Below are 26330 nucleotides of genomic sequence, written 5' to 3'. Positions count from 1 at the left end.
TCACTTATTCTCCAAGCTTTTTTGTTCAATATGCTGATTGATTAATGGCCATTCTGGGTGGTGTGTTAATAGTTCAAAGACATCCAGCATTTTAAAATCACAGTTAATGGGATATAAAGACTCAATAATATTTTTAATCAACTCGAAATCTTCCGGAGTATCTACGGTCCATCTGTAAAAACTCTTATCTTCTTTATACCCCAGGTTTCCTAAGCGAAAATTATTATGTGGGTGATAAATGTATGGTGTGACATGTTCGATTTCAGCAGGGGATGAAGCCCTTTTGTACGCCTCCGATAATGCTGCTATTGAGAACACCTCAACATCTAAGCCGCGTGGATATGTTCGAGTTAAAGTGTTAGAAACATAATCATAATGTTCGGTACCATGAAGATAAGCATTAATAACATCGTCTACTACCTGAGGATCGATCAGTGGGCAATCAGATGTTAAACGCACCACAATTTGCGCTTGAAACATATGTGCGGCTTCATAATATCGAGAAAGAACATGGTTTTCTGATCCTCTATAATAGTTCACTTTCAATTTTTTGCATAAATCAACGATGGGTTGGTCCGTTGTATTTATTGTAGTCGCTACTACAATATTGTCTAACATAGTAGTTTGCGTAAGTCTTTCCAATTGATATTCAAGCAAAGATTTTTCTAACACTGTTTTTAAAGCTTTTCCGGGAAGGCGAGTAGATGTCATTCGTGCTTGAACAATGGCTACTATCCTTTTGTTATTTGCCATAATATTTCACAACCTTTTGCGCAGCTTTTACAACATCCTCTACGTCTTTTTCGTTCATTCCTGGAAACAAAGGGAGGGTAATTATTTCTTCATATAACTTTTCCGCTTGTGGACAGAGGGATTTATTGTAACCTAGCTCTTGATAATATGGTTGTAAATAAACTGGAATATAGTGAACATTGACCCCGATATTTTCTTGTAATAATGCTTGATAAATCTCTTTTCTCCCCACTCGTAATCTATCTAAATTGAGTCGCAAAATATATAAATGCCAGCTGGAATGACAGTCTGGTAAATGGAAAGGGATTGCGATTTCTTCAATATCCTTGAAAGCCTCATTATATATGCTAGCAAACTGTCTGCGTCGCGCTAAAAAGTATTCTGTCTTATTTAATTGACTTAGACCAAGTGCAGCTTGTATATCTGTCATTCGATAATTATACCCTAAAAATTGCATTTCATAATACCAGGGTTCATCATTCTTAGCCATATGGCTAGGGTCTTTCGTAATGCCATGCGATCTAAACTGAGCAAGTTTTCGATAGTATTCTTCGTTGTTCGTTGTAATGATGCCTCCCTCACCGGTTGTTATATGTTTCACAGGATGAAAGCTGAACATCGTCATATCGCTAAGTGCCCCAATCTTCCTGCCTTTATACGCTGCTCCGAAACTATGTGCAGCATCTTCGATTACAATCAAATTATGGCGCTTAGCTATATCTGAAACTTTATCAAGATCTACAGGTTGACCTGTAAAATCTACAGGAATGATGGCTTTTGTATTCTTTGTAATAAGTTTCTCTATACTTAAAGGGTCAATATTATAGGTATTATAATCAATATCAGCAAAAACGGGTTTGCCTCCTTGATATAAAATACAATTGGCACTTGCAGCAAAAGTAATAGGGGTTGTAATCACTTCATCCCCTGTATGGATTCCAGCTGCAAAACAAGCTGCATGTAAAGCTGCTGTTCCACTTGAAAAAGCTACAGCATATTTGGCCCCAACATATTGAGCTACTTTCTCTTCAAACGCTTCTATACTAGGACCAGTTGTTAAGTAATTACTCTGTAAGACATTCATTACCGTTTGAATATCTTCTCCGTCAATCATTTGTTTACCGTAAGGCAGGTAAGTGTCACGAACAGGTATCCCCCCGTGAATGGCCAAAAGATCTGTACTAGACATTACGTATCTCCTTTAATTCGTTAATGTATCGTTATACTGTTTTAACTCATCAATCGTTAGATAATGCTCATTAGTGAGTGAGTTATATTCAAATCCGCGTTTCACAGGAACGCCTTGTTCACCAAGTAAGTTTAATTCATAATCAACCTGGTCTATAAAGTTTATCGTAGGCTTTATTACATAATGGTCTTGGAACTCTAATGTTAAATGCGAATCGTCAGATGGGCACATCACTTCATGTAGTTTTTCACCAGGCCTAATTCCAACCACTTTGACGTTAATGCCGGGTGCTAAGGATTCAACCAAATCAATAATTCTCATCGATGGGATTTTTGGTATGAAAATTTCACCGCCTTGCATACGAGCGAAATTTTTCAATACAAAATCTACACCTTCTTGTAACGTAATCCAAAATCGAGTCATTTCCAGATCGGTGACAGGCAATTCTTTCACTCCTTCAGCAAGAAGCTTTTTAAAGAACGGCACAACGGACCCTCTTGATCCCGCAACATTTCCATATCGAACAACAGAAAAGCGTGTGCGATGTCCACCTGCTATATTATTCCCGGCTACAAAAAGTTTATCTGAAGCTAGTTTTGTTGCACCGTACAAATTTATTGGATTAGCCGCCTTATCGGTTGACAGGGCAATTACTTTGTCAACTTGATTTTCAATGGCAGCATGAATAACATTTTGGGCACCATTGATATTAGTTTTGATACACTCCATAGGATTGTATTCAGCCGCTGGAACCTGTTTTAAAGCTGCTGCATGAATGACATAGTCGACTCCACGCATAGCTTGAAATAATCTTTCTTTATCTCGAACATCACCGATAAAATATCGCATAATTTCTGAATCATATTGTTGACGCATTTCAAATTGTTTAAGTTCATCACGAGAAAAAATGATAATTTTTTTAGGGTTATATCTATATAGTAATGTCTGTACATATTTTTTTCCAAAAGAACCTGTTCCGCCAGTGATTAAAATTACTTTGTTATTAAACATTTTAGTACTCCTTCTATACAGGGATATTTAATTTAAATCTAACAGAATAGTATGATCTTGAATATACTGTAATGGAAACATCGGTACTGTTTTTATTTACTCACCAATTTTATTGAACTTGGTAGAACTAGTAATTTATAAGAAGATAAAAAAAGAAGGTCAATATGTATTATCGGTATTTTAACGTCTAATCTTTTCATTTAATTTTTCCGATATTAGTGGTAATTAAAGGATTTGAAGGAGGATCACAAATGATTGAAGGGCAGGTTAATGGAATAAAATTCGGCCAAACCACACACACAGAGCTAAATACACCATCGAAAATGTCCGATACTTTTATTGAAAATCCTAATTCTAGTTCTACATTAAATGTAGATGCTAATAATAAACCAGGCGCGGATCAGCAGATTACTAATCTGACAGAAAATCAGCGTCAACAACTCAAGGATAGAGCGGATAAGTTATTCGAAGAGCTAAATACGGGGCTTGCGTTCAAGTTTCACGAGAGAAGCGGCAAATGGTATGCGGTTATTGAAAACAAAATAACACAGCAAGTTCTAAAAGAAATACCGCCCCAATCTATGTTAGATCTTGAAGCAAGCCTAAAAGAAATGATGGGTGTATTCCTTGATAAAAAATTATAGGGAGATGAAGCAGAGATGGATTTTTCATCTGGCATTACACGGGTTAGCGGGTTAGTCTCGGGTATAAATACGGACTCCATTGTGCAAAAGTTAATGACGGCAGAAAGTGCCAACTACAACAAAATGATACAGCAACAGCAAAAATTAAACTGGCAAAGTGATGCTTATCGTCAATGGAATACGGACCTTCTGTCTTTCGTTTCTAATTTGTCTAATATGAAGTATTCAAAAAATTATTCCAATTTCAACATGACTTCATCGGACTCAAATACGGTGTCTGCCGTGGGGACTCCAAATGCGGTGGAAGGGACACAAACGATAAGAGTTGCGCAAATTGCTCAATCGGCAGCTTTTAAAGCAACTAATGTTAATATTGATAATACAAAGAGCTTGAGTGATGCAAGCCAGAAGAACCCGTTAACCATTGCAAATGGGCAGACATTTGAACAGTTAAATCTTACAGTCACAGACAGTAATGGAACAAGAACCGGAAGTATTAAGGTGAATCTGTCAGATACAATTGGCAATGTGATTAGTAACTTAAATACAGCAACGGATGGCTCCGGCAATAGTCTTGGAATTCAGGCTATGTATGATAGCAATTTACAGCAAGTTATTATTAAAACGCAACAAACCGGAGCAAATACCAAAATCGACCTGTCTGCTAACGATTCCAACTCAAATGTTTTTAATGTACTCGGATTTACGAACAACGGGAATAACCCTAATGGAGTTACTGGAAATGCATTGGATCCGAACACCAAACAGCCCACCGGTGCAGCCATTAGTGTAGATACTTCACAACCTAATAGGTATATCATTACAGGTGCAGATGCATCAATTACATTTAATGGGACACAGGTGTCACAAAGTACGAATAATGTAACGTTACTAGGCGTTAATTATACGTTCAAAAGGCCGATGCAAGCTTCTGAACCTGACATTACGGTTAATGCGTCGCGTGATATTGATACAGAGGTAAAAAATATAGAGGATTTTATCACCCAATATAATACGATGAATGATAAAATCTACAACGCTCTTAATGAACCGGTGTATTCAGATTACCAACCTCTAACAGATGATCAGCGCAGCGCAATGAGCGATACGCAGATTCAGCAATGGGAAACAAAAGCGAAAAGCGGGTTATTACATGGAGATTCTATCTTAAACGATCTTTATAATGGAATTCGAAATGCTACATCTTCTACGGTTAACAACGGCAGTAAGTATAGTACGCTTGCATCCATTGGCATTACGTCGTCTAGCTACCAGGATCACGGAAAACTGACTGTGGATGAGACGAAATTACGTGCTGCAATCCAGGCCGATCCAACTGGTGTGCAAGCTTTGTTTTCACAACTAAATCCTACTGATCCTGATAAAACGAAAAGTGGAATCATCAATCGTTTATATGATACTTTCAACGCGGCGCTTCAGCAGACCATTACCAAAGCCGGAGCTGTCGGCAACGCTGTGAATGACCAGAGTACAATAGGGCAAATGATAACTGACATAGGCACACGAATTAACAATGAAAAAAGTCGGTTAACGAATGTGGAAAATAGCTATTACCAGCAGTTTACCGCTATGGAAACTGCAATGAGTCAATATCAGTCGCAGTCCTCGTGGTTGACGCAACAACTTGGAGGAGGAAAATAGGATGAATCAAAGTGCTGCCCAGCAATATCAACAGAATAGTATTTTAACAGCCTCGCCAGGTGAGTTAACCCATATGTTATATAAAGGGCTAGTAAAATTTTTACGGATGTCCCTCCTAGAATTAGACCGGAAAAATCTTGAGGGTATCCATGCTAATCTCATGAAAAGCCAAAGTATTATAGAGGAATTGCTGTTTACTTTAAATATGAATATATCCGTATCCGAAAACATGGCTTCAATGTATCGATATATGCTTGAACGATTAATAGAGGCTAACCTTAAAAAAGACCGAACAGTTATAGAGGAATTGCTAGGTTTTGCCGAGGAATTCCGTGATATCTGGTCGCAAGCAATGAAAGTTGTAAAGTAAGGGCCTATCAATGACAGAAGAGTGGACAAACCAAAAAGAAAAGCTTTTTGTTGAGTTTAAAAAACAAACACTGATCCAATTATCGGCGGTACGTGAAGAAGATACTTGGCGTTTTTCTCAAAGTGTGGCAGCTTGCGCCCAGTTGATAGCTCAAATAAATCAATTAGAAGTTCAGGATTTGGATGGCTATAAAAATACGTTACAGCAAATTGGACAAGATATTGTAAATATGCGAACGGAGATATCAAACTTGTTGCCAGCTTGGCATGAAAAAGTGCGACGGAAAATGCTACAAGAACAAACGAGTAGAAAAGTAAAAAATGTGTATGAAGAGGAAGAGTATATCCCTCCGATTTTTATGGATAAAAGAAAATAGAGAATGGCTTCTCCTGCCGGGTTTAATTTATGTGGGAGAAGTTTTTTTTATGTCTAATTTTTGCTGCAGCCTTCTTCAATTTTATAATTAGCGGTATCAAAGTGATAAAATTCTTCCGATATTACTTAATAGGATAACTGCATGAGAAAGGGTGGATTATAAATGCAGATTACAGATCGGATGTACGGAACGAACCAAGTTCCATCAACAGGTAAAGTCACTGAATTGCGCCTAGATCAGTTGATCACTGTGAATATCAAGCAAAAATTATCTTCAAATGAAGCAATAATTGATGTGCAGGGACAAGAATACAAAGCGACCTTTGACAAAGGGGTTCCGCCTGAACAGCAGGTTACGATTAAAATTTTAGGACGTGAGGGAGAGTCTCTTCATGTAGATACCTTATCAAACATGTCAAATGCAAAAACAAAAAATTCTTCAGAATTAAGAATTGAACCGATTTTGAATGAGTACGGGATCAAAACTTCACCTGAGATGAAAAAAGCTGTTATGGTGCTGCTTGCAAACCGGGGGTCCATAACGAAGGAATCTATGCAAAGCATTCAGGATATTATCCTGAAGGGGGAAGGTACTTTAAATCAAAAGTTAGAAGCATTGGCTATTATGGGTAAGCGACAAATTTCGATTACAGCTAAAAGTTATGAATCAGTGTATCGCACACTCAATGGTCCGGCACTTGATCAGATTTTAGAGCAACTTAGAACAGAAGCGCCTGATTTGTTACCCAATAAATTAAGACAGGGCAGTTATAACGGAAGTGCTGAGCAAACAACTACTCAGGTTTCTTTGCAGGAGGCCATTGACAGTGTGAAACACGACGAGGCCTTAGTGCATTCCTCTGCGGGCAAGGATTTACAAAATTTTGCTCAGAAATCGTTAAAAGATTCGCCCATATCAATGAATTATAACAGAATTTCAGAAACTTTGGAACGATTGGGTTCTGTTGTAGCTCTTGCCAATCAGGAACTTGCTGCAGGTTTAGGATTCACTGGAGAGATTAGCAAAGGTAAACCCCAAAGTTTAACTGATTGGGGTTCGAATCCTCGCAGTCCTAAGCAAATTGTAGCCGATCTTATGCAAACCCTAAGAAAGGCTGCTGGGGAGGAAATGATATCTGATAAAGATGTTAGTAAAATGGAACGCATTCTACATCAGGTTGAAGTAGACTCCTCAAGATTGCAAGAGTCTAATACAAGGACTGATTTACCTTTCTCATCAGATGAGAATAACCAAGCAGTTCAGCCTATAGTAAATCAATTGAAGGATCTGGAACAAATGTTTATACAGTCAGGAGAGAGAGCAGCATCCCTTACGTCTGTGCAGAGCGCAAATTTTGAACGGGTGTCTCAATATATTCCGGGTCATCTTCGAGAGGTTGGCAGTCAATTTAACCAGACAAAGTCAGAGATCATTAATAATGTTTCACGTATGGGTCAGTTTCTGGAGAAAAACATTCCGCAGGCCTCTTCCTATATTCAACGAATTGTCGAGCCAACCATTGAAATGGTAAATCGCCTTGTATCCAAAAATGAATTTGCAATGTTTGCTGACATGGGGTTTGAACACGATGTACTCCGCATCAGTGGTGAACTTCAACAAATAAAAGGAATGCTGGAAAAAGGAAAAAGTGAAGATGCTTTACAGGCTTTTCAGCGTATTCGTACAGATCTTGAAAAATTGAATTGGCAGCCATCCTATACAAAAGTAGAACGCTTTTTCTCTAAAATGACAGGTGATGCTCCCATGCAAAATCCATTTCAAGTATACGGGAGGGATTGGCAGCAAGAATCGCTTACCGGCCGAGGAGTTCAGGAGTGGATGCGTGCTATGGGTTTAAATCATGAACGCGATGCTTTGGACTGGATGGTGCACAGACAAGGGCCAGGATCACAAATAACGGACTCTGATTCGTCCCAGCCTGGGAATAGAAACGATGGTGGAGGGGGAATGCGTGACGATGGAAGACCCCCGCAAAATTTCAAGTCCATTTTAATAGAGGGTATAGATACCGCATTTACTCCACGGGCAAAGGAATTGATGGAGCAGGCGTTATCAAATGTAACCGGTCAACAGCTCCTTTCTAAGCAAGAACCGGGAACCCTTATGCAGTCATTGTATGCACAAATTCCCCTTCCATGGGAGGAAGGAACAAAAGCCGTCAATGTTCATGTTCAATCCAGAACGAGTGGTACGCAAATGGATTGGGAGAACACGAGTTTATATTTTCACCTTGATACACCGAAATATGGAGAAACCGGCATTGGGATTACAGTAGTAAACCGGGAGATGGCTGTGCGTATCAAAAATGATCATCCGGATGTCCAGAAAGCATTTGAGCCATACCTTTCTCGTTTAAAAGAAGAACTTCAAGGCATCGGTTATAAGACGAATTCAATAACATTCGGCCCTATTGCACAAGGAGATTCGGAAGGAACATCCGGACAAAATTTGCCGACTGTTGACGCTAAGGCCGCGAGAGTTAAGGTCAATAATCAGTCGGTTCAGGAAGGGGTCGATTTCTCTATATGATTTATAAACATTTTGAACAAAACAAAAAACAGGGTACTCCAACTCAAGCTGCCGTGATTCTTTATGACAAAGAGAAGGATTCACCTACAGTTGTTGCGCAAGGACGTGGAGAGATTGCTCAAAAAATTATTGAACAGGCAAAAAAGCATGATGTGCCGCTCCAGGAAGACGCCCTTTTATTAGAGAATCTATTACAACTTGATTTGGGATATAATGTACCACCACAGCTCTACCAGGTAGTGGCTGAGGTACTGTTGCTTGTTCGGAGGGCAAATGTAGGGGGGAATAGCCTGCAATCTAATCCTGTGCGTCCCGCCCTTCAGAATACTTCCTATTGGGAAGATGAAGGATGCAAAGATAATATGGATATGGAGGATATCCGTGTTGAAGATTTGTTGAATGCGATTCGAAAGATTTGAAGAAACGGGTTGTTCTGATAAAACCTTAAATTTTTTATACAAGTTTTCCGATATATAGTATTGAATAAAGAGAATTGTAGAGGGGATCAGTATGAAGGAGATTACTCTGCAGAATGTAGAGTTAAGCGATATCCATAATCGACCGGAATTAATAACGTCCTTGATTTATAAAAAGTTGCTACAAACTATTGATGAAGCCATAATTTGCATAGCTGATAAAAGATTTGACAAAGTGAATTACTGCTTACAGTTATGCAGCGACCTATTAACACGCCTGGGATTTGGAATAAAATATGAGGCAGGCATACTTGCTGATCGTTTGGAAATGCTTTATCAGTATTTGTTTGATTTAATTATTACGGCTAACATGAAAAAAGATGCGGCATTGCTTTCCCAGGCAAAAAAAATTATTGGAGATTTAGATGAAGCATGGGACATTGCCATGAAAAATGAAAAAGCTGCTTCTTTTACAGGGAATTCTCAAGTGAGTAACACTGCTTTGCCGCTGAATCCATACCAACAGCGTGAAATTTTACAAGAAATGTATGATCTAAAAAAAGAAAAAAATAAATGATATTCTAATAGATTCTTTATTAAGGAGTGTTTTTATGCGTATTAATCATAATATTGCTGCGTTAAACGCCTATACACAATTAACACAAAATCAAGAGGCGACTCAAAATGTTTTGGAAAAGTTATCATCGGGCTTACGAATCAATCGAGCTGCAGATGATGCCGCTGGTCTGGCTATTTCTGAGAAAATGCGTGGTCAAATTAGTGGGTTAGACCAGGCAAATCGAAACGCCCAAGATGGTATCTCTCTCATTCAAACGGCTGAAGGTGCATTAAACGAAACACAAGCCATGCTACAGCGTATGCGTGAACTTGCTGTTCAATCAGCTAATGACACCAATACGGATCAGGATCGGCAAAATATTCAATTAGAAATGACGCAGTTGGAAAATGGAATTGATCAGATTGGTAACACAACACAGTTTAATTCCAAAATGCTATTAAATGGTTCGATGGGTGCTGGACAAAACAGTGCGGTCGCAAATGTTAATACCAGTCAAAAAATAGATTCAACTTCTACCACTACAACTCCGTTAACATCATTAAATGACCCGAATGGTAATTCACTGGGAATTACTAGCACGGATAGTATTACCATTAGCTATGTTAAAAATGGCACAACGGTAAGTAATACGTTCACAGTAAGTGGTTCAACAATTGCGGCCCTTGGTACGACTAATAGAACTAATCCCAATCTAGATTATAGCCTAGCAATTTCATCTGGTAGTCAGTTAACTGTAACAGCTGCAAATTCGGGTCTAGCAGATGCAATCAATGGACTTACTTTAACGGTTAAAGATGCCAGCGGCAATGTACGTTCAGCTGCTACAAATGCCCTTTCATCTTTCGTAGAAACTAAGGCAGCTAAGGATGCTCAAGCCGATGGAACGTTATCACTTCAGGTAGGGGCAAATGAAAATCAAACAGTTACAATTGACATTAATGATATGAGGGCATCAGCACTTGGAATTAATGGCCTTCAGGTCACTACACAAAATGAGGCAAATACGGCAATCAAAGTGATTGATACAGCCATTCAAAAAGTTTCAGCAGAACGTGCAAAATTTGGCGCATTCCAAAATCGTTTGCAACATACTATTAATAATATAACTACTTCCTCTGAAAATCTTTCTGGCGCTGAATCTCGCATACGTGATGCGGATATGGCGCAGGAAATGACCGAATTCACAAAACTCAACATCATCAACCAATCTGCTACCGCTATGCTGGCGCAGGCTAACCAGCTTCCACAGGGCGTCCTGCAGCTGCTTAAAGGTTAATTATAAATTAATCAACCGTTTAAAAGCCGTTACCCGGAAACGAGCCTCTATTCCTCGTATCCGGGTTTTTGGTTTTACCGGGAAACGCAAGCGATTCCCGCTGGTTCCCATTTTTTCTTTTATCCAGTAATTTAGGATGTTACCAGATTAAGGTTTGTGAAAAATTTCTTTGATTCAAATATTTTCGTTGCGTGCTTGTTCAAAGGGCTATATAATGAAAAAAACAATTTTATATGTCAAGAATGCTAACATCTGTTCATGCATTATTAGGATAAAGGAGGGGAAAAACAAAGCCGTACATACAAATCATACGTACGATTCGCTCCAGTTGCATTCAAATTTATACGATGTTATCTACACAGACGTTAGGGGGATATTAAATGAACAACAACACACAGAAAAAAGAGTTTAAGTGGTTGCCAATCATTGCCATTCTGGCAATCATGGCGCTGCTTACAGCAGCTTGCGGAACAAGCAAAAGCCCGGCACCATCTGGCGACCAGAAGTCGTCCGCTGGCCAGACCAACGGGGCAGCGGCCAAGAAAGTAATCCGGGTAGGTACGGACGCAGCATACCCGCCGTTTGAGAAGCAAGGTCCAGATGGTGTGCCAGTAGGGTTTGATATGGATATTATTAAAGCGATAGGCGAAGCGAACAATTGGGATGTACAGGCTGCACATACGGGCTGGGACCCGCTGTTTGAAGCGATTAAAACAGGAACCAAAGACGTCGGCGTTTCCGCCATCACCATTAAACCAGATCGCCAGCAGCTGTACGATTTCTCTGATCCATACTTTGATGCTTATCAGCTCATCATGGTGCCGGAAAATTCCAAGGTAACAAAGGCAGATGATCTTAAAGGGCTTCGTGTGGGCGTACAAAAGGGAACAACAGGGCAGGATCTTGCTGAGAAGGTGCTTGGCAAAGGAAGTGCAAACATTAAAGGGTATGCCGATACGCCTTCTGCTGTGGAAGATTTGTACGCGAAACGTGTTGACGCTGTAATTGCCGACAATGGTGTGTTAAACGACTATCTCAAAAACTCAAATACAAAAGGCTTTAAGGTTGTTAAGGATCCAAGCGTTCAGCCAGAGCATTACGGCATCATGGTCAAGAAGGGCAACAAACAATTGCTTGATCAAATTAACAAAGGGTTAAAAACCATTAAACAAAACGGTAAATATGATGAGATCTTTAAGAAGTATTTCGGTAACGCGAAATAATGTTATTGAAAAATTAAATCTTTTTATCAAACGTTTTAATTTGAATCTTTATCCGTTATAATGAATACGTCATTCAAAAGTGCGTTGCTGTATAAAGCCAACGCACTTTTGATGTCAGCCTTTATTTTTTAAAAAGTGCAACTATTTATGCGTGAGAAGGCAGGCTGCCTAGGGAGAGGGCAAGTGGCCATGCTCTGAGGGGGAAGTGAGCCATTTGAATTGGAGCGTTATTTATGAATACAGGGATCTCTTTATAAGAGGTTTCGGATATACGATTCTTTTCACGACGGTTGGTGTAGCGTTCGGGACGCTGCTGGGTCTTATTTTTGGGCTGGGCAGGTTATCAAAAAATCCTATCATGCGCCTGCCATCGATTGTCTATGTTACGTTGTTTCGTGGAACGCCGTTGTTTGTGCAGATTCTTCTGATTCACTATGCAGTCATCCCAAGCGTTTGGGGGCTGTTCACAGACGGGGAACCGCCTTCTGCTATATTTTCAGGATTTGTGGCCCTTTCTCTAAATGCGGGCGCTTATATTGCGGAGATATTCCGTGCAGGTATCCAGTCGATCGACAAAGGCCAGATGGAGGCAGCCCGTTCGCTAGGATTGAACCAAAAAATGACGATGCGGCATGTTATTCTTCCTCAGGCGTTTAAACGGATGATTCCGCCATTGGGCAATGAATTTATAGCCCTGCTTAAGGATTCTTCCCTGCTGGCGATCATTGCGGCGCCTGAGTTTGCTTACGCGGGAGACACGACTGCCAAATCAACCTTTGCCCGCTGGGAATCTTACCTGACACTGGCTGCCGGCTATTTGATTTTGACCCTTATTATTTCACGTTTCGTCGCCTATATGGAAAAAAGGACAGCAACTGAATAAATATGCGCCTATTCTTGTCGAAATTATGATTCATTCGTCGAGTGATTCCATTTGACGGGACGTTTTCCCAGATGGTATAGTCAAATTGTGAGAGGCAATGCTGATCATACTTTATTTCGGAAAGGGATGTATTGGATGCAAGGTAAAGTAAAATGGTTTAATGCAGAAAAAGGTTTTGGATTTATCGAAAGAGAAGATGGAGACGATGTGTTTGTTCACTTCTCCGCAATCCAATCTGAAGGTTTCAAAACGCTTGAAGAAGGCCAAAGCGTAGAGTTCGAAATCGTTGAAGGCGCGCGCGGACCTCAAGCAGCAAACGTAATTAAGCTGTAATACGCATCACCTTTCCATTACGAAAATGAGAAAGCCTTTACAGGCTTAACGTATATAAGGTTGAATGATGCAACGATAAAACCCCCGGACTCCGGGGGTTTTTGGCTATCCTTTCTTCTAAACCAGCAGTTCCTCTATGTAGATATCCCGCTCCTCTTTTAACTCCACAAACACATCATTCTCGACTTTAACCAAAGGACGAAGCGGCTCCTGTTCATTGTGCAGAACAATTACGCCTTCTTCACCGGTCGACAACCTCACAGTTGCTCCTGTATAAGACTTCAGTACAAAGGAGATAAAGGGCGTAACGATTTCCGGATTTAATCTCCCATTAAATTGAGATTCGTTTAAATAGGTGCACGCCTTAAACGGCGACAATTTTTTGTGATAAGGCCGGTCCGATGAAAGAGCATCAAACTTATCCGCGACGGCTACGACCTGGGCAGACAGTGGAATGTTGTTCCGCGTCAGACCGAATGGATAACCTGAACCGTCCATTCGCTCGTGGTGAAAGAGTGCCACGTCAGAATAGGCTTTGGGCAGGTCGGGCACTCTAAGCAGCATGGTATGGCCGTGCTGCGTATGCTTGCGCATAATCGCTTCTTCTTCGCGAGTGAGTTCGGATTCCTTGTTGAGAATGGCATCCGGGATAAGCATTTTTCCAATATCATGCACCAGTCCCGCTTCCCCCAATTCGAGGCATGCTTCGTCCGGCAAATATAGCAGGCGGCCAATAAGTGCGGAGAAGATTCCGACATTAATGCTGTGTCGAAATGTGATTTCATCTTTTCCTTTCATACTTTGCAGCGGATGGATGATCGTTGGGGTTTCCAGCGCCTGCTCGACTAGAGGGGAGAAACGGCGCGTAATCTCATCCGTATTGGGCGGATTGCCTGTTTTGGTTTCCAAAAAAAGCTGCTTAATCTGAGACAGCGTCTTTTTATATAGGCCTGCCTGAACAGGGTTGTATGCCCAGACAGTATGGATTTCATCCATGATCTCTTCTGATAGGTTATCGAACACGGGCTCTCGAATGGAGACTTCGTGGACGTTGCTGTTCAGCAATAAATCCAGATCCGTAGCTGTGATGGATTTGCCTGCGCTAAGCAGCAGAATTCCCTGCTCGTTATAGATATCAGTCTCCAATATTTGTCCGATCAGTTCATATGATATAGCCTGTGGCATCTTCATTCCACCCCTTTGTAGTTGGGAAAGCACTTCTATTCTTATTTATACCATATTTTATAGCATCACAAGGTAACTCTTCTGCTTCTAACTAACTTAAATTGGGGAAATTTTAGGGAAAAAAATTCTGCGGCCGAGAAGGATTTACAGAAGTGAATAGGGAATAATTAAGCATAGACGAAAGGAGGAGTATCCATTATGAATTACATCGTCCGTGGAGAAAACATTGAAGTAACACCAGCGCTTCGCGATTACGCAGAGAAGAAATTTGGGCGGCTGGAGAAATACTTCGAAAATACTTCCTCATTTACCTGCCATGTTACCATGCGCGTGCTGCGCGGCGAACAGACTGTAGAGGTTACCATTCCGATGCCGGGTTTAATCCTGCGTGCGGAAGATACGCATAGCGACCTGTATGCAGCCATTGACCTGGTAGTTGAAAAGTTAGAACGTCAAATTCGCAAATATAAAACAAAAGTAAACCGCAAAAGCCGTCAGACTGGATCACCCGCCCCGCTTTTTGTTGAGCTTGAACCTCAGGAGAACGGAGTAGAGGAAGAAGATGACGCAGGCATTTCCGTTGTGAGAACAAAGCGATTCAACCTCAAGCCTATGGATGCGGAAGAAGCGGTTCTTCAAATGGATATGCTTGGCCACAGCTTCTATGTATTCAGCAATGCTGAAACCGATGAAGTAAACGTGGTGTACCGCCGCAAAGACGGGCGCTATGGCCTCATCGAGCCCGAGCGGGTTTAATGTTCAGCAGAATTCAATTGTGATGTTTTAGACACATAATTTTAGCCATATAATAAGGAAGGAATAAGAAAAGGCCCGCATCTACGCGCTTCTTCTTCTTATCCTCTGTGATCAGAAAGGCGCCGTTTACCCGGCGTCTTTTCCCGTTTCTGCACGCCCCCTTTAATTGCTGATTTGATAAATCCTCCACCAAAAATGGCATTTTCCACTTCTATCCGGATTTGACCGGCGCAGCCTTCCTTGTCAAGCATCCGTGATACTGATAAAATGAAAATTTAGAGAGCATACTCTGCCGTCCTACCTGCAACCGACGGCCGGAAGGAGATATCCGATGTTAGGATTAATCAAAAAAATTGTTGGGGATACCAATGAGCGCGATGTAAAAAAGCTCGCCAAAAGGGTTGAGAAAATCAACGCGCTGGAGCCTTCGATTCAAGCTTTAACAGATGAACAATTACGCAATAAAACAGAAGAGTTTAAAGAGCGTCTTGCTAAAGGTGAAACGCTTGATGATATATTATACGAAGCATTTGCTGTCTGCCGGGAAGCTTCACGCCGCGTTCTTGGCATGCGCCATTACGATGTACAGCTGATCGGGGGCATGGCTCTGCACGAAGGCAGAATTGCCGAGATGCGTACCGGGGAAGGTAAAACACTTGTTGCGACCCTGCCAACGTATTTGAATGCACTTGCCGGTAAAGGGGTTCACGTGATTACGGTCAACGAATACCTGGCTGCACGCGACGCGGAAGAGATGGGCCGAATCTACAACTTCCTTGGCCTGACCTGCGCGGTGAACCTGACGGGTATGTCGCCCGAAGAAAAACGTGAAGTGTATGACGCCGATATTACGTACGGTACAAACAATGAGTTTGGCTTCGATTATCTGCGGGATAACATGGTGCTGTATAAAGAGCAAATGACACAGCGGCATCTAAATTACTGTATTGTCGATGAGGTTGACAGTATTCTCATTGACGAAGCGCGCACGCCGCTCATTATCTCAGGGGAAGCGGAGAAATCAACCGAGCTGTACTACGTGGCCGCCCGTTTTGTTACCCGTTTAAAAGAAGAAAAGCATTACACCATTGACTTAAAGGCTAACTCGGTCGCGCTCACAGAAGAGGGTGTGAGCGAAGTCGAGCGTGCTTTTAATATTGATAACCTGTATGACACAGAACATATCTTGCTGAACCACCATGTCAACACGGCGCTCAGAGCCCGCGTTCTCATGAAGCGCGATGTGGATTATGTCGTCAGCGACGGTGAAATTATTATTGTGGATGAATTCACCGGCCGCCTAATGCAGGGCCGCCGTTACAGCGACGGGCTGCACCAGGCGATTGAAGCGAAGGAAGGCCTTGTTGTACAGAATGAAAGCATGACGCTGGCTACCATTACGCTTCAGAACTACTTCCGTATGTATGATAAACTGGGCGGAATGACCGGTACGGCCAAAACAGAGGAAGAAGAGTTCAAGAAAATATACGGCCTCGAGGTTATCGTCATCCCGACCAATAAACCGGTTATCCGGGAGGACAAGCCGGATGCGATTTACAAGTCCGAACGAGGGAAATACGATGCGGTTGTAAAGGATATTGTCAAGCATCATGAAGTAGGCCGCCCGGTGCTTGTAGGTACGACTTCCATTGAGAAATCAGAGTTAATCTCCGACCTGCTTCGCAAACAGGGCGTTCCTCACCATGTGCTCAATGCCAAACAGCACGAGCGTGAGGCTGAAATTGTTGCGGCTGCCGGACAGCGGGGCGCGGTTACCATTGCGACTAACATGGCCGGACGCGGAACCGACATTAAGTTAGGTGAGGGTGTCGCGGAAATCGGGGGCCTTCATATTATAGGTACGGAGCGGCACGAAAGCCGCCGAATCGACAACCAGCTGCGCGGTCGTGCCGGGCGCCAGGGAGATCCAGGTTCATCCCAGTTCTTTATTTCGCTGGAAGATGAATTGATGCGCAAATTTGGTTCAGAAAACATTATGAGCATGATGGACCGGCTCGGTATGGAAGAGGATATGCCGATTGAAAGTAAAATGGTTTCACGTGCGATTGAATCTTCCCAGAAGCGTGTGGAAGGTGCGAACTTCGATATGCGCCGGGTTGTCCTGCAGTATGATGATGTCATGAACCAGCAGCGGACTGTTATTTACAAGCAGCGCCGGGAAGTGCTTGAGTCCGAATCGCTGCGTGATGTTGTAATTGGTATGATTATGTCCCATGCCGAGCGTCTGGTGGACGCGCACTGTCCGGATGAAGTGGTCCAGGAAGAATGGGATCTGGATGCGCTAATGGATCACTTTAACGGCACCTTCCTGTATGAAGGCCAGCTGGATAAAAAGGACATTTGGGGTAAGGATAAAGAAGAGATTGTTTCTATTATTCGGGAACTGGTTGAAAATCTGTACACCCAGCGCGAAGCCGAAATCGGCGATGAAACCATTCGCGAGTTCGAGAAGGTTGTCGTTCTCCGTGCCGTCGATAGCAAGTGGATGGAGCATATCGATGCCATGGATCAGTTCCGCCAGGGTATCCACCTTCGCGCGTATGGCCAGACCGATCCGCTGCGTGAATACCAGATGGAAGGCTTCGAGATGTTCAATGAAATGATTGCCACGATTGAAGAAGAAGTGGCAACCTACATCATGAAGGCCCAAGTTGGAAACAACCTTGAGCGCCAGGAAGTTGCAAAAGGCCAGGCGGTTATGGCTTCAGATGAGCCCGCACCGAAGAAGCCTTCCCGCCGCAACGAGCCAAAGGTAGGCCGCAATGATCCGTGCTACTGCGGAAGCGGAAAGAAATACAAGAACTGCCACGGATTGCAGGAGGGATAATATGTCTGTTTCGTCTTTAACAGAAGCCAAACAGCAGATGACGACAATCGGTAACCGGTTGGATGATATCAGGGGGTCTCTTTGACCTCCCTGAGAAGGAAAAGCAAATTGCGGCCTTAGAAGTAAAAATGGCTGTGCCAAATTTCTGGGATGACAACGATGCTGCCCAGAAAGTCATCGCAGAGGTAAATGCCTTAAAACAGGCGGCTGATGCGTATAAGGCGATGCAGAGTGCTTATGAGGATATTCAGGTCATGATGGAGCTGGCTGCCGAAGAGGACGATGAGTCTCTGCTTCCAGATATCGCTTCCTCTGTTGAAGATCTGAATAAAAAACTCAACGATTATGAACTCGAACTGCTGCTGAGCCAGCCGTATGATAAGAATAATGCCATCCTGGAAATTCACCCGGGGGCTGGCGGTACGGAGTCACAGGACTGGGCGGATATGCTGCTGCGCATGTATATGCGCTGGGCAGATAAACAGGGTTTCAAAGTTGAAACGCTCAACTACCTTCCAGGTGATGAAGCGGGTGTGAAAAGCGTGACCCTTCTCATTAAAGGCCACAATGCATATGGCTATCTGAAGGCGGAAAAGGGCGTGCACCGGCTTGTGCGGATTTCTCCGTTTGACGCGTCAGGCCGCCGGCATACGTCTTTCGTATCCTGCGAGGTGATGCCTGAACTCGATGATGATATTGAGATAGAAATTCGCCCGGATCAGCTTAAAATTGACACGTATCGTGCGACAGGTGCTGGCGGGCAGCACATCAATACGACGGATTCAGCGGTCCGCATTACCCACCTTCCCACAGGGGTAGTGGTAACGTGCCAGACCGAACGTTCTCAGATTAAAAACCGGGAACGTGCGATGAAAATGCTGAAATCGAAACTGTATGAGCTGAAAATTCGCGAGCAGGAAGAAGAAGCGGCGAAACTGCGCGGCGAGCAAAAGGAAATCGGCTGGGGCAGCCAGATCCGCTCGTATGTCTTCCATCCGTACAGTATGGTAAAAGATCACCGCACCGGCGAAGAAACAGGCAACGTGCAGGCCGTAATGGATGGAGATGTAACGCCGTTTATCGATGCCTACCTTCGCCAGCAGCTGCGCAGCTGATCTACCCACCGTTTAATCATGTAGATATCGTACGCTAGACATCAGTCAGTAGCTCTTTTATTTATAAACCGAAATAGAGATTTCCATAATAAAAACCGCTATCTTCTCGATAGCGGTTTTTATTGTGAAATGTCTATCCGACTGCTTGAGGCACGAGCACTCAGAGTCAATGCCTCTTCTAAGCCACTTTGCAAATCATGAACGTTACATTAATGCGATTGCCTTACAAGGCCGGCTTGCGTCCGTTTTTTGATTTGGGGAATCGTAAACAAAACTAAAGCTCCCCATATAAAAACAAACGCAACCAAATCCATGGTTGTAAACATTTCATGATACAAGAAAACTCCAAGCAATAGCGTAATTGTGGGCGACAAGTATTGAAGGAATCCTAGTATAGAAAGGTCAAGTATCTTAGCGGCAATACCAAACCAAAGCAGCGGAGTCGCGGTGGCAACGCCTGCCATAAGTAACAATACCATGCTAAGAGGAGGTAAGGTGAAAACTGTGTCCGTTCCTTTCACATGAAGTACAATAACATAAATTAAAGAGAGCGGGAAAACGATCATCGTTTCCCAAGCAAGACCCACAGTCGAATCCACGGAAACCTTCTTTTTTGCCAGTGCATAAAAACCAAAGGAAAATGCAAGCATAAAGGCCATCCATGGAAACTTGCCGTATGCGAATGTCATGATGGAAACACCAACCAAAGCCAATGCAATTGCAAGCCATCGTAAAAGCGAAAAACGCTCTCGAAGAAAAACAACCCCAAGGAGCACATTGATAATGGGATTCATGTAGTAACCGAGGCTTGCTTCAACCATGTGTCCAGAGTTCACAGCAAAGATGTAGACGACCCAATTAGTCGTGATTAACAACGAAGACAGAACCATCATGAACAAACGTTTAGCGTCTTTAGCAGCTTGCAAAAAATCGTTTAACTTTCTAGAAGCTACAATCAAAATTAAAACAAATACAAAAGACCAAATGATGCGTTGCGCAAGTATCTCGGTCGCGATCATTTTATCAAATAGTTTCCAGTACAAAGGAAGAAGCCCCCAAGAACTGTACGCTAAAATCGCATAGAGCGCGCCCTTTTTATTCATTTCCGATGCCATCCTTTCTGCTAGTAGCGATGAAATCATAATCATAGACTCCTAAACAAATTATATAGAAATTAATACATATGTAAATTTGGAGATATGTTATTAGAAAAGTAAAAATTCGATATAAACTTATAGCGATTGTTGTATCCCTCATTGAAAGTGGAAAGCTATATACAGAAGACACAAACATAAACATGCACTTGACACCTCAATCTACGATGTTTAGTATTTATAGTAACTTTTAAAAAGTTATCTACTTGTATTTGTTAGATGGACAATGTATTGTTCGATCCCATGTCAAAAATGGTGTTTCACTTTGCTCATTTAAGGGATAAATAAACTTTAAAGGATGATTCATATGAAATTGAAGATAAAAGTTTACTCGGATTATGTCTGCCCTTTTTGTTTTTTAGCAGAAAAGCCGCTTGAGGAAGCGATTGAAGGTAAAGATGTAGAAGTTGAGTGGATGCCATATGAGCTTCGTCCTTATCCTAATGAAACGCTCCGCCCAGAAGAAAACTATTTGCAAAGCACGTGGAAACAAGCTGTCTATCCAATGGCTGAGCAAATGGGTATTGATATTGTATTGCCCAACGTTTCTCCACAGCCTTATACGCATTTGGCCTTTGAGGGATACCAGTATGCAAAAGAAAAAGGGAAAGCAAATGAATATAACGATCGGATGCTTCGTGCCTTCTTTCAGGAACAACAGGATATCGGAAATGTTGACATCCTAACAAAATTAGCGGGTGAAATCGGTCTAGATGAAACGGAGTACCGGGAAGCCCTGGTAACAAGAAAATACAAAGAAGCCCATCAGAAAGCTTTGGCACACAGTTATAACGAAGCAAATATTACGGCTGTCCCAACATTTGTGATAGGAAATACAACCGTTACTGGCGTTCGATCAAAGGAAACATTAGAGCAGATCATAAATGACGAAATGAAAAAACAGCCTCTAGAAATCTTAACGGAAGGCATGGCTTGTGGAGTTGACGGTTGTAAGTAAACATTTGCGCCAGTTCATTCTTCTCACAGCCGGTTCCTTCATTGTGGCCGTGGCGTTCAATCTTTTTCTAAATCCATTTCACATTGCTTCCGGCGGTGTGAGCGGCATTAGCATCATTGCTGGAAGCAAGCTCGGGATTCGTCCTGCTTATACACAATGGGCGCTGAATTTCCTGTTCATTATCATTGGATTTTTCACACTGGGCCGCCAGTTTGGCATCAAAACGTTGTATGGCACATTTGTGCTGCCGCTTTTTGTTCTGATGACGGAGCATTGGCCGACCATCACCCATGAGCCGCTGCTGGCCGCCCTGTATGGCGGGGTGGGGATCGGCGTTGGGATTGGGATTGTATTCCGCGCTTCCGCTTCTACAGGGGGAACAGACCTGCTGGCCCAGATTGCCCATAAATATTTAGGGATTGGCTTAGGGGTAGCCGTGTTGTTTATTGACGGCTTAATAGTGTTGACAGCCGCCTTCGCTTTTGGGCCGGAAAAGGCGCTCTATGCTCTGATCACGCTTTTTATTACAGGAAAGACAATCGATGCGGTTCAAATTGGCCTAGGCTATGCGAAGATGGCGTTCATTATTTCAGATAAACGCGACGAGATTCGCGATGCCATTTACAATGAGATTCACAGGGGTATCACTCGCATATCGGCACAGGGCGGCTATACGGAGCAGGATCGGCCCATTCTCATGTGTGTCCTCAACCAGAACCAGATAGCGCGCCTGAAAAATATTGTAAAGCGGCTTGACCCGGATGCATTTGTTATCGTAAGCAATACGAATGAAGTGCTGGGCAGAGGCTTTAGAAATACTTAATGAATCACGGAAGCCTCCAGCTTGCATCTTTAAATTGATGCAGGCTTTTTTGACTTTTTTGAAAAAGTTGGATTTAAAAGGGTTTTCCTGAAGTATGATGAGGGTAAGAGATAGCAACCATCAAAACATAGGCGCATACGCTAGTTGAAATGAAGGCGGATACCCAGACCTGGAGAGGGTGAATCAAGCGATGCAAAAAGGCAGCGGAAAGAAATGGATTCTGGTTCTCTTATTTACGGGGACACTTATTAATGCGATTGACCGGGCCAGCCTGGCAACGGCCAATACAGCTATCGCAAACGACCTTCATCTCAATATGGAGACGATGGGGCTTGTTTTATCGGCATTTGGCTGGACGTATTTGTTGTTCAACCTGCCCATGGGCTGGTTGTGCGACAAGTTTGGCACGAAGAAAGTGTATGGGATATCGGCGCTTATCTGGTCATTGGCTTCAGCGTTAACCGGTGCAGTGAAGGGCTTAAGTATGCTATTGTTCAGTCGGGTTATGGTCGGGGCGGGGGAGGCCGCCAATTTTCCTGCCGCCACCAAAGCAATTGTCGACAACTTCGATGAATCGGAGCGCGGAACAGCGACAGGCATTTATCTGTCAGGGCTGCGGCTTGGCTCTGCGATTACGCCCGCTTTAATGGTGGCCCTTATGCTGTTCTTTGGGAACGAGGCACATCCTAATTGGCGTATTGCGTTTTATGTGACAGGTTTTGGCAGTCTTATATGGGTAGTGCTCTGGTTTCTGACATTTAAGAACAGCAAGAAGCGGAGCCAGCCGCTGCAGTCGTCTGTCCGTACAACGAGTGAACAAGCACCTAAAATGAGCCTGATGCAGCTTCTCAAATACCGGAATACGTGGGCGATTTTCTTTATTAAATTCTTCCAGGACTATTTGTACTATTTATTTCTGACATGGCTTCCAGGTTACCTCTCAACTGCTCGCCACATGGATCTCAAACACGTGGCCTTCTATGCTACGCTTCCCTGGATTGCTGGCATGCTGGCGCAGCCGCTCGTCGGGGTTATATCGGATCGGCTTGTTAAGCGGGGCTATAACGTTACCCGGGTCAAAAAGACGCTGATTGTTATCTCTCAGCTGCTATCGGTGTCCGTGATAGGGGCGGCTTATGCCGGCTCAGCCATATCAGCTGCTGTGCTGCTCGTGATTACGATGGCTGCTGAGTCTGCGTCGACGGCAATCCTATGGTCCATTCCGCAGGACCTGGCACCGGAGGGGAGTGCCGGTGCGCTAGGAGGCCTCATGAACACCGCAGGGGCGTTTGCCTCTATTGTATCTCCCATTCTCACAGGCTTCATTGCCCAGCGGTATGGTTTTGCCTCTGCACTTGTGCTGGGGGGAAGCATGATGATTGCGGCAGCGCTTTCTGTTGTGTTCTTCTTAACAAAGATAAGACCTCTCGATATGCTGAAAAGCGAGCTGCAAATCGAACCCATCGCCTTTAACACAAAGACAGCGGCGAAAAACTCAGCGAACCTCCCGTAATAAATTGAAAGGTCTGCTATTGTAATAAACAGGCCTCAACACAAGCCTCGAATCAATAGAAGCTCAGCAATCCTATAGATGTTGCTGAGCTCCTTTTAATTCTTCATACATTTAAAGTGGATACAGTACCTCTTTATGTTCCCGCATTTTGATTATTATCAATACACTTGCTTCCATTTGAAATATATTTTATAGCTAATTCACCTATTTCTTCCTCGCCTATTATGCTAGCGTTGTAGAGTCCTTGAGCTACTTCCCAAAAGTAGAACATCTTACGTACTTTATTTTTTGTTCTACCAGCGGGGTGAGGTAAATAATAAACATGCTGATGGGGCATTAAATTTTTAACCCATTTGTGTACATTTTTGCTAAATGCAAAAATAACTTCTGGCTGTACAATCTCGATTTCCTGTTTGAGAAAATTGTTAAAGCAGTTATGAATACATTCTGAAGGGTAATATTCTATTCCTTTGAATTCACCTTGGTCGTTATTCAAGCCGCATTTTACTAGATTGGTAACATAAGCATTCTTTAATTTAAAGGTGTTTATTATACTGAGTACTAGGTTTCCATAGTGCTTTCCTTCAAAATGTTGTGGAAATTCTTTATAAGTTCTATCTCTATGAATCCAATACCACTCCTTCACCGGCATTTTTTTTACACCTTCATATGTAATGGACTCATAGGTTTCATTTATTTTGCTTGGTGACTCGAATATAAACATAACCGATTGTTCGTTCCATGAGCTAATGTCGGGTTTGTTTATGTTGATTGCATCAACAAAATCGATGGTATGTGTCCCGTGTGAAATGGTAGATAACTTGTACTCCAGTGATTTTAAGGAGGAATTAATATTTTTCTCTTCACAAGAAGTACAGAAGCCATGTATGTTATGTTTGAAACCATTCTGGCGATAGTTATTAAACGAGTAATTGGAGACATCTTCGTCCGTAATTTTAATTAAATTTGTGAAATTTAGCTGTTTTAATTTATCAATCAATATTCTGTTTCTCCTTACAATTATTCCATTTTCTCATAATATCCACAGAAACTGCTGCAAACCCAAGCTGGATGAATTACATCGATTTTTGTCGAGCCGTCAGGTAAAAATTCAATCTCTTCGAATGCATCATCGATCATTTTACTTTTGCATAGTGGGCAGAACTCAATTCTTTTGTGATACATTTCATTCATAAATTACTTCACGTTCCCTTTAGGATTAAATAAATATCTTCTTCATAACTTTTATGATTTTAATATCCGACTCGTTAATTGATCCCCTATAGACACCTGATGTAGAAAAATTAATTTCTTCCCCATCCTCAAAAATACCATTTACAAACATTTTACTTTGAACTACAAGACTTTCATATAATTTTGTTTCCATTAACAGTCTCCTATCTATCTTCGAATGTGGGGCCACCTGCGAGAAAGTTAATCCCCGTGAATCACAAGCTGATAGCCTGTTCCTGTTACCGTTTACCTATTTGTTACTATATTAACCGCAGTTGCTTAAATTGGCTAACATAAATTTACATATGAATAAAAGTTATGGGAGGATGCATGATTATACTTTTTATTCTTGAATTATTATGAACTAAACTGTATAATAATTCATAAATTGAATCGTACGTAGAGATGGGAGAGAGAGACGGTGAACATTTCAATTATCGGGGCGACTGGATACAGCGGCGTAGAGCTTATTCGTCTGCTGCTCCGGCATCCGGAGGCTAACATTACAGCAGTATATTCTAATTCTCAGGCAGGAAGCTATCTGCAGGATATTTACCCTCATTTAAGCCATACAGCGGTGGATACTCTACAGGAGATTGACACCGCTCGAATTCAGCAGGAGTCGGACGTTGTATTTATCGCAACCCCTTCAGGAGTAAGCGGCAAGCTCGTGCCGCAGCTGATGAATGATACCCTGCGGATTATAGATTTATCCGGCGATTTTCGCTTAGAAACTCCGGAATTATATAAGAAATGGTACGCCAAAGATACCGCGGAGCAGCCGTATCTGGAGCAGGCTGTATATGGACTAACCGAGTGGATGGCGGATGCGGTTCAAGGAGCAAGGCTAATCGCCAATCCGGGGTGCTATCCGACGGCTTCGCTCTTAAGCCTTCTGCCGCTTACGGTTAACGGGCTCATTGATGAGAAATCCATCATTATTGACGCTAAATCCGGTGTAACAGGCGCAGGGCGCTCCGTGAGCCTTGGCAGCCAGTTCTGCGAAGTGAACGAAAGCATCGCCGCTTATAAAGTGGCAAAGCACCAGCATACGCCGGAGATTGAGCAAACGCTGGGCAGGCTGTCAGGCAGAGAGGTAATCATCTCATTCACACCTCATCTTGTACCAATGAACCGGGGAATCCTGACGACCGCCTACGCTTCACTTACTCCGGGCACGGGGCATGAGGCTATCCATCAGGCATTCCACTCGGCATATGAGGGAAAGCCGTTCGTGCGGCTGCGAAAGCCGGGTTCGAATCCGAAAACAAAGGAAGTATACGGGTCCAACTACTGTGACATTGCCTGGCACGTTGATGAGAGGACCAACCGAATTATTGTGCTCGCGGTCATCGATAACGTTGTAAAAGGCGCTGCAGGCCAGGCTGTCCAGAATATGAACGTGATGGCTGGGCTGCCGGAAACGGCGGGGCTGGATTTCACGCCAGTATATCCATAAAAGTTAGAATACCTGCAAAA

Annotated in this window: 25 protein-coding genes and 1 pseudogene; 18 read left to right on the top strand and 8 right to left on the bottom strand. The window is 42.7% G+C overall.

The annotated features are described in order from the left end of the window. From PP175_RS23350 to pseB, 3 genes are read right to left on the bottom strand one after another with little or no spacing between them, the layout of a single operon-like run. The gene (locus PP175_RS23350) at window positions 1–753 is read right to left on the bottom strand and encodes a glycosyltransferase family protein (RefSeq protein ID WP_272440586.1); all 753 of its coding nucleotides are present in this window, start codon (window positions 751–753) and stop codon (window positions 1–3) included. Then, a complete protein-coding gene (gene pseC / locus PP175_RS23345) occupies window positions 743–1942 on the bottom strand; it encodes a UDP-4-amino-4,6-dideoxy-N-acetyl-beta-L-altrosamine transaminase (RefSeq protein ID WP_272440585.1) in 1200 nt (399 codons plus the stop codon). Before pseC ends, PP175_RS23350 begins: the two co-directional genes overlap by 11 nt. Window positions 1943–1954: 12 nt before the next feature. Then, window positions 1955–2953, bottom strand: coding sequence for a UDP-N-acetylglucosamine 4,6-dehydratase (inverting) (gene pseB, locus PP175_RS23340; RefSeq protein WP_272440584.1), 999 nt, complete (start codon window positions 2951–2953; stop codon window positions 1955–1957). A 251-nt stretch (window positions 2954–3204) separates the two neighbouring features. Between pseB and PP175_RS23335 the strand changes: the two genes are divergently transcribed. The 11 genes and pseudogenes from PP175_RS23335 (at window position 3205) to PP175_RS23285 (ending at window position 13266) form a co-directional block, all read left to right on the top strand. Then, a complete protein-coding gene (locus PP175_RS23335; protein ID WP_272440583.1) occupies window positions 3205–3597 on the top strand; it encodes a flagellar protein FlaG in 393 nt (130 codons plus the stop codon). A gap of 15 nt (window positions 3598–3612) precedes the next feature. Continuing rightward, complete coding sequence (gene fliD, locus PP175_RS23330) at window positions 3613–5259, top strand: flagellar filament capping protein FliD (RefSeq protein ID WP_272440582.1); 1647 nt, start codon at window positions 3613–3615, stop codon at window positions 5257–5259. Window position 5260: 1 nt separating this feature from the next. After that, window positions 5261–5629, top strand: coding sequence for a flagellar export chaperone FliS (gene fliS, locus PP175_RS23325; protein WP_272440581.1), 369 nt, complete (start codon window positions 5261–5263; stop codon window positions 5627–5629). Between the two features lie 10 nt (window positions 5630–5639). Next, window positions 5640–6005, top strand: coding sequence for a flagellar protein FliT (locus PP175_RS23320; protein WP_272440580.1), 366 nt, complete (start codon window positions 5640–5642; stop codon window positions 6003–6005). 162 nt (window positions 6006–6167) lie between these two features. Then, complete coding sequence (locus PP175_RS23315) at window positions 6168–8555, top strand: hypothetical protein (RefSeq protein ID WP_272440579.1); 2388 nt, start codon at window positions 6168–6170, stop codon at window positions 8553–8555. Further along, window positions 8552–8818 (top strand): annotated as a pseudogene (locus PP175_RS23310) (EscU/YscU/HrcU family type III secretion system export apparatus switch protein); the annotation flags it as partial. The gene PP175_RS23315 and the pseudogene PP175_RS23310, both read left to right, overlap by 4 nt. A 247-nt stretch (window positions 8819–9065) precedes the next feature. Continuing rightward, window positions 9066–9548: a flagellar export chaperone FliS gene (locus PP175_RS23305; RefSeq protein WP_272440578.1), complete on the top strand. Its 483-nt coding sequence runs from the start codon at window positions 9066–9068 to the stop codon at window positions 9546–9548. 34 nt (window positions 9549–9582) lie between these two features. Continuing rightward, window positions 9583–10827 carry a flagellin N-terminal helical domain-containing protein gene (locus tag PP175_RS23300; protein WP_272440577.1) on the top strand — a complete coding sequence of 415 codons (1245 nt, stop codon included), beginning with the start codon at window positions 9583–9585 and terminating at the stop codon, window positions 10825–10827. 380 nt (window positions 10828–11207) lie between these two features. Next, on the top strand, window positions 11208–12050 hold the full coding sequence (locus PP175_RS23295; RefSeq protein ID WP_272440576.1) for a basic amino acid ABC transporter substrate-binding protein: 843 nt from the start codon (window positions 11208–11210) through the stop codon (window positions 12048–12050). Between the two features lie 214 nt (window positions 12051–12264). Then, window positions 12265–12933, top strand: a complete 669-nt coding sequence (locus tag PP175_RS23290; protein ID WP_272440575.1) for an amino acid ABC transporter permease — start codon at window positions 12265–12267, stop codon at window positions 12931–12933. 135 nt (window positions 12934–13068) lie between these two features. After that, window positions 13069–13266: a cold shock domain-containing protein gene (locus PP175_RS23285; protein ID WP_272440574.1), complete on the top strand. Its 198-nt coding sequence runs from the start codon at window positions 13069–13071 to the stop codon at window positions 13264–13266. Between the two features lie 117 nt (window positions 13267–13383). Here the strand turns inward: PP175_RS23285 and PP175_RS23280 are convergent, their stop codons facing one another. Continuing rightward, window positions 13384–14451, bottom strand: coding sequence for an HD-GYP domain-containing protein (locus PP175_RS23280; RefSeq protein ID WP_272440573.1), 1068 nt, complete (start codon window positions 14449–14451; stop codon window positions 13384–13386). 198 nt (window positions 14452–14649) lie between these two features. Between PP175_RS23280 and hpf the strand changes: the two genes are divergently transcribed. Further along, a complete protein-coding gene (gene hpf, locus PP175_RS23275; protein ID WP_272440572.1) occupies window positions 14650–15207 on the top strand; it encodes a ribosome hibernation-promoting factor, HPF/YfiA family in 558 nt (185 codons plus the stop codon). 98 nt (window positions 15208–15305) lie between these two features. Here hpf and PP175_RS23270 read toward each other — a convergent pair whose 3' ends face one another. Next, on the bottom strand, window positions 15306–15458 hold the full coding sequence (locus tag PP175_RS23270; RefSeq protein WP_272440571.1) for a hypothetical protein: 153 nt from the start codon (window positions 15456–15458) through the stop codon (window positions 15306–15308). A gap of 80 nt (window positions 15459–15538) precedes the next feature. On the opposite strand from PP175_RS23270, the gene secA reads away from it, so the two are divergent. Both secA and prfB read left to right on the top strand, forming a co-directional pair. After that, on the top strand, window positions 15539–18055 hold the full coding sequence (secA, locus tag PP175_RS23265) for a preprotein translocase subunit SecA (protein ID WP_272440570.1): 2517 nt from the start codon (window positions 15539–15541) through the stop codon (window positions 18053–18055). A 1-nt stretch (window position 18056) separates the two neighbouring features. Continuing rightward, window positions 18057–19170, top strand: a protein-coding gene (gene prfB, locus PP175_RS23260) for a peptide chain release factor 2 (RefSeq protein WP_272440569.1) whose coding sequence is annotated in 2 segments (ribosomal slippage) — window positions 18057–18137 and window positions 18139–19170 — 1113 coding nt in all. Because the reading frame shifts where the segments join, the coding sequence is not laid out codon by codon here. Window positions 19171–19379: 209 nt separating this feature from the next. Here prfB and rarD read toward each other — a convergent pair. After that, window positions 19380–20312 carry an EamA family transporter RarD gene (rarD, locus tag PP175_RS23255; protein WP_272440568.1) on the bottom strand — a complete coding sequence of 311 codons (933 nt, stop codon included), beginning with the start codon at window positions 20310–20312 and terminating at the stop codon, window positions 19380–19382. A gap of 319 nt (window positions 20313–20631) precedes the next feature. Between rarD and PP175_RS23250 the strand changes: the two genes are divergently transcribed. The 3 genes from PP175_RS23250 to PP175_RS23240 all read left to right on the top strand — a co-directional run bounded on the left by PP175_RS23250 (window position 20632) and on the right by PP175_RS23240 (window position 23618). Then, the gene (locus PP175_RS23250; protein WP_272440567.1) at window positions 20632–21282 is read left to right on the top strand and encodes a DsbA family oxidoreductase; all 651 of its coding nucleotides are present in this window, start codon (window positions 20632–20634) and stop codon (window positions 21280–21282) included. Beyond that, window positions 21260–22105, top strand: coding sequence for a YitT family protein (locus tag PP175_RS23245; RefSeq protein WP_272440566.1), 846 nt, complete (start codon window positions 21260–21262; stop codon window positions 22103–22105). Before PP175_RS23250 ends, PP175_RS23245 begins: the two co-directional genes overlap by 23 nt. Before the next feature lie 190 nt (window positions 22106–22295). Further along, window positions 22296–23618, top strand: coding sequence for an MFS transporter (locus tag PP175_RS23240; RefSeq protein ID WP_272440565.1), 1323 nt, complete (start codon window positions 22296–22298; stop codon window positions 23616–23618). A gap of 133 nt (window positions 23619–23751) precedes the next feature. Here the strand turns inward: PP175_RS23240 and PP175_RS23235 are convergent, their stop codons facing one another. Both PP175_RS23235 and PP175_RS23230 read right to left on the bottom strand, forming a co-directional pair. After that, window positions 23752–24618: a uracil-DNA glycosylase family protein gene (locus tag PP175_RS23235; RefSeq protein ID WP_272440564.1), complete on the bottom strand. Its 867-nt coding sequence runs from the start codon at window positions 24616–24618 to the stop codon at window positions 23752–23754. Window positions 24619–24837: 219 nt separating this feature from the next. Then, a complete protein-coding gene (locus PP175_RS23230; RefSeq protein ID WP_272440563.1) occupies window positions 24838–25005 on the bottom strand; it encodes a hypothetical protein in 168 nt (55 codons plus the stop codon). A gap of 267 nt (window positions 25006–25272) precedes the next feature. Between PP175_RS23230 and argC the strand changes: the two genes are divergently transcribed. Next, on the top strand, window positions 25273–26310 hold the full coding sequence (gene argC / locus PP175_RS23225) for an N-acetyl-gamma-glutamyl-phosphate reductase (protein WP_272440562.1): 1038 nt from the start codon (window positions 25273–25275) through the stop codon (window positions 26308–26310). Window positions 26311–26330 lie beyond the last annotated feature (20 nt).

It is taken from the genome of Aneurinibacillus sp. Ricciae_BoGa-3 (genome assembly GCF_028421645.1).
In the GTDB taxonomy this organism is placed as follows: domain Bacteria; phylum Bacillota; class Bacilli; order Aneurinibacillales; family Aneurinibacillaceae; genus Aneurinibacillus_B.
This window is presented reverse-complemented; position numbering and strand designations above follow the sequence as displayed.

What these genes read in the sequence shown, in the direction of transcription:
- PP175_RS23315 (WP_272440579.1), top strand. Translation starts at nt 6,168, where the DNA reads ATGCAGATTACAGATCGGATGTACGGAACGAACCAAGTTCCATCAACA.
- pseC (WP_272440585.1), bottom strand. Translation starts at nt 1,942, where the DNA reads ATGTCTAGTACAGATCTTTTGGCCATTCACGGGGGGATACCTGTTCGT.
- PP175_RS23250 (WP_272440567.1), top strand. Translation starts at nt 20,632, where the DNA reads ATGAAATTGAAGATAAAAGTTTACTCGGATTATGTCTGCCCTTTTTGT.
- rarD (WP_272440568.1), bottom strand. Translation starts at nt 20,312, where the DNA reads ATGATTTCATCGCTACTAGCAGAAAGGATGGCATCGGAAATGAATAAA.
- PP175_RS23305 (WP_272440578.1), top strand. Translation starts at nt 9,066, where the DNA reads ATGAAGGAGATTACTCTGCAGAATGTAGAGTTAAGCGATATCCATAAT.
- hpf (WP_272440572.1), top strand. Translation starts at nt 14,650, where the DNA reads ATGAATTACATCGTCCGTGGAGAAAACATTGAAGTAACACCAGCGCTT.
- fliS (WP_272440581.1), top strand. Translation starts at nt 5,261, where the DNA reads ATGAATCAAAGTGCTGCCCAGCAATATCAACAGAATAGTATTTTAACA.
- PP175_RS23335 (WP_272440583.1), top strand. Translation starts at nt 3,205, where the DNA reads ATGATTGAAGGGCAGGTTAATGGAATAAAATTCGGCCAAACCACACAC.
- PP175_RS23230 (WP_272440563.1), bottom strand. Translation starts at nt 25,005, where the DNA reads ATGGAAACAAAATTATATGAAAGTCTTGTAGTTCAAAGTAAAATGTTT.
- PP175_RS23295 (WP_272440576.1), top strand. Translation starts at nt 11,208, where the DNA reads ATGAACAACAACACACAGAAAAAAGAGTTTAAGTGGTTGCCAATCATT.
- pseB (WP_272440584.1), bottom strand. Translation starts at nt 2,953, where the DNA reads ATGTTTAATAACAAAGTAATTTTAATCACTGGCGGAACAGGTTCTTTT.
- PP175_RS23280 (WP_272440573.1), bottom strand. Translation starts at nt 14,451, where the DNA reads ATGCCACAGGCTATATCATATGAACTGATCGGACAAATATTGGAGACT.
- PP175_RS23270 (WP_272440571.1), bottom strand. Translation starts at nt 15,458, where the DNA reads ATGCTTGACAAGGAAGGCTGCGCCGGTCAAATCCGGATAGAAGTGGAA.
- PP175_RS23350 (WP_272440586.1), bottom strand. Translation starts at nt 753, where the DNA reads ATGGCAAATAACAAAAGGATAGTAGCCATTGTTCAAGCACGAATGACA.
- PP175_RS23320 (WP_272440580.1), top strand. Translation starts at nt 5,640, where the DNA reads ATGACAGAAGAGTGGACAAACCAAAAAGAAAAGCTTTTTGTTGAGTTT.
- PP175_RS23285 (WP_272440574.1), top strand. Translation starts at nt 13,069, where the DNA reads ATGCAAGGTAAAGTAAAATGGTTTAATGCAGAAAAAGGTTTTGGATTT.
- secA (WP_272440570.1), top strand. Translation starts at nt 15,539, where the DNA reads ATGTTAGGATTAATCAAAAAAATTGTTGGGGATACCAATGAGCGCGAT.
- PP175_RS23300 (WP_272440577.1), top strand. Translation starts at nt 9,583, where the DNA reads ATGCGTATTAATCATAATATTGCTGCGTTAAACGCCTATACACAATTA.
- PP175_RS23240 (WP_272440565.1), top strand. Translation starts at nt 22,296, where the DNA reads ATGCAAAAAGGCAGCGGAAAGAAATGGATTCTGGTTCTCTTATTTACG.
- fliD (WP_272440582.1), top strand. Translation starts at nt 3,613, where the DNA reads ATGGATTTTTCATCTGGCATTACACGGGTTAGCGGGTTAGTCTCGGGT.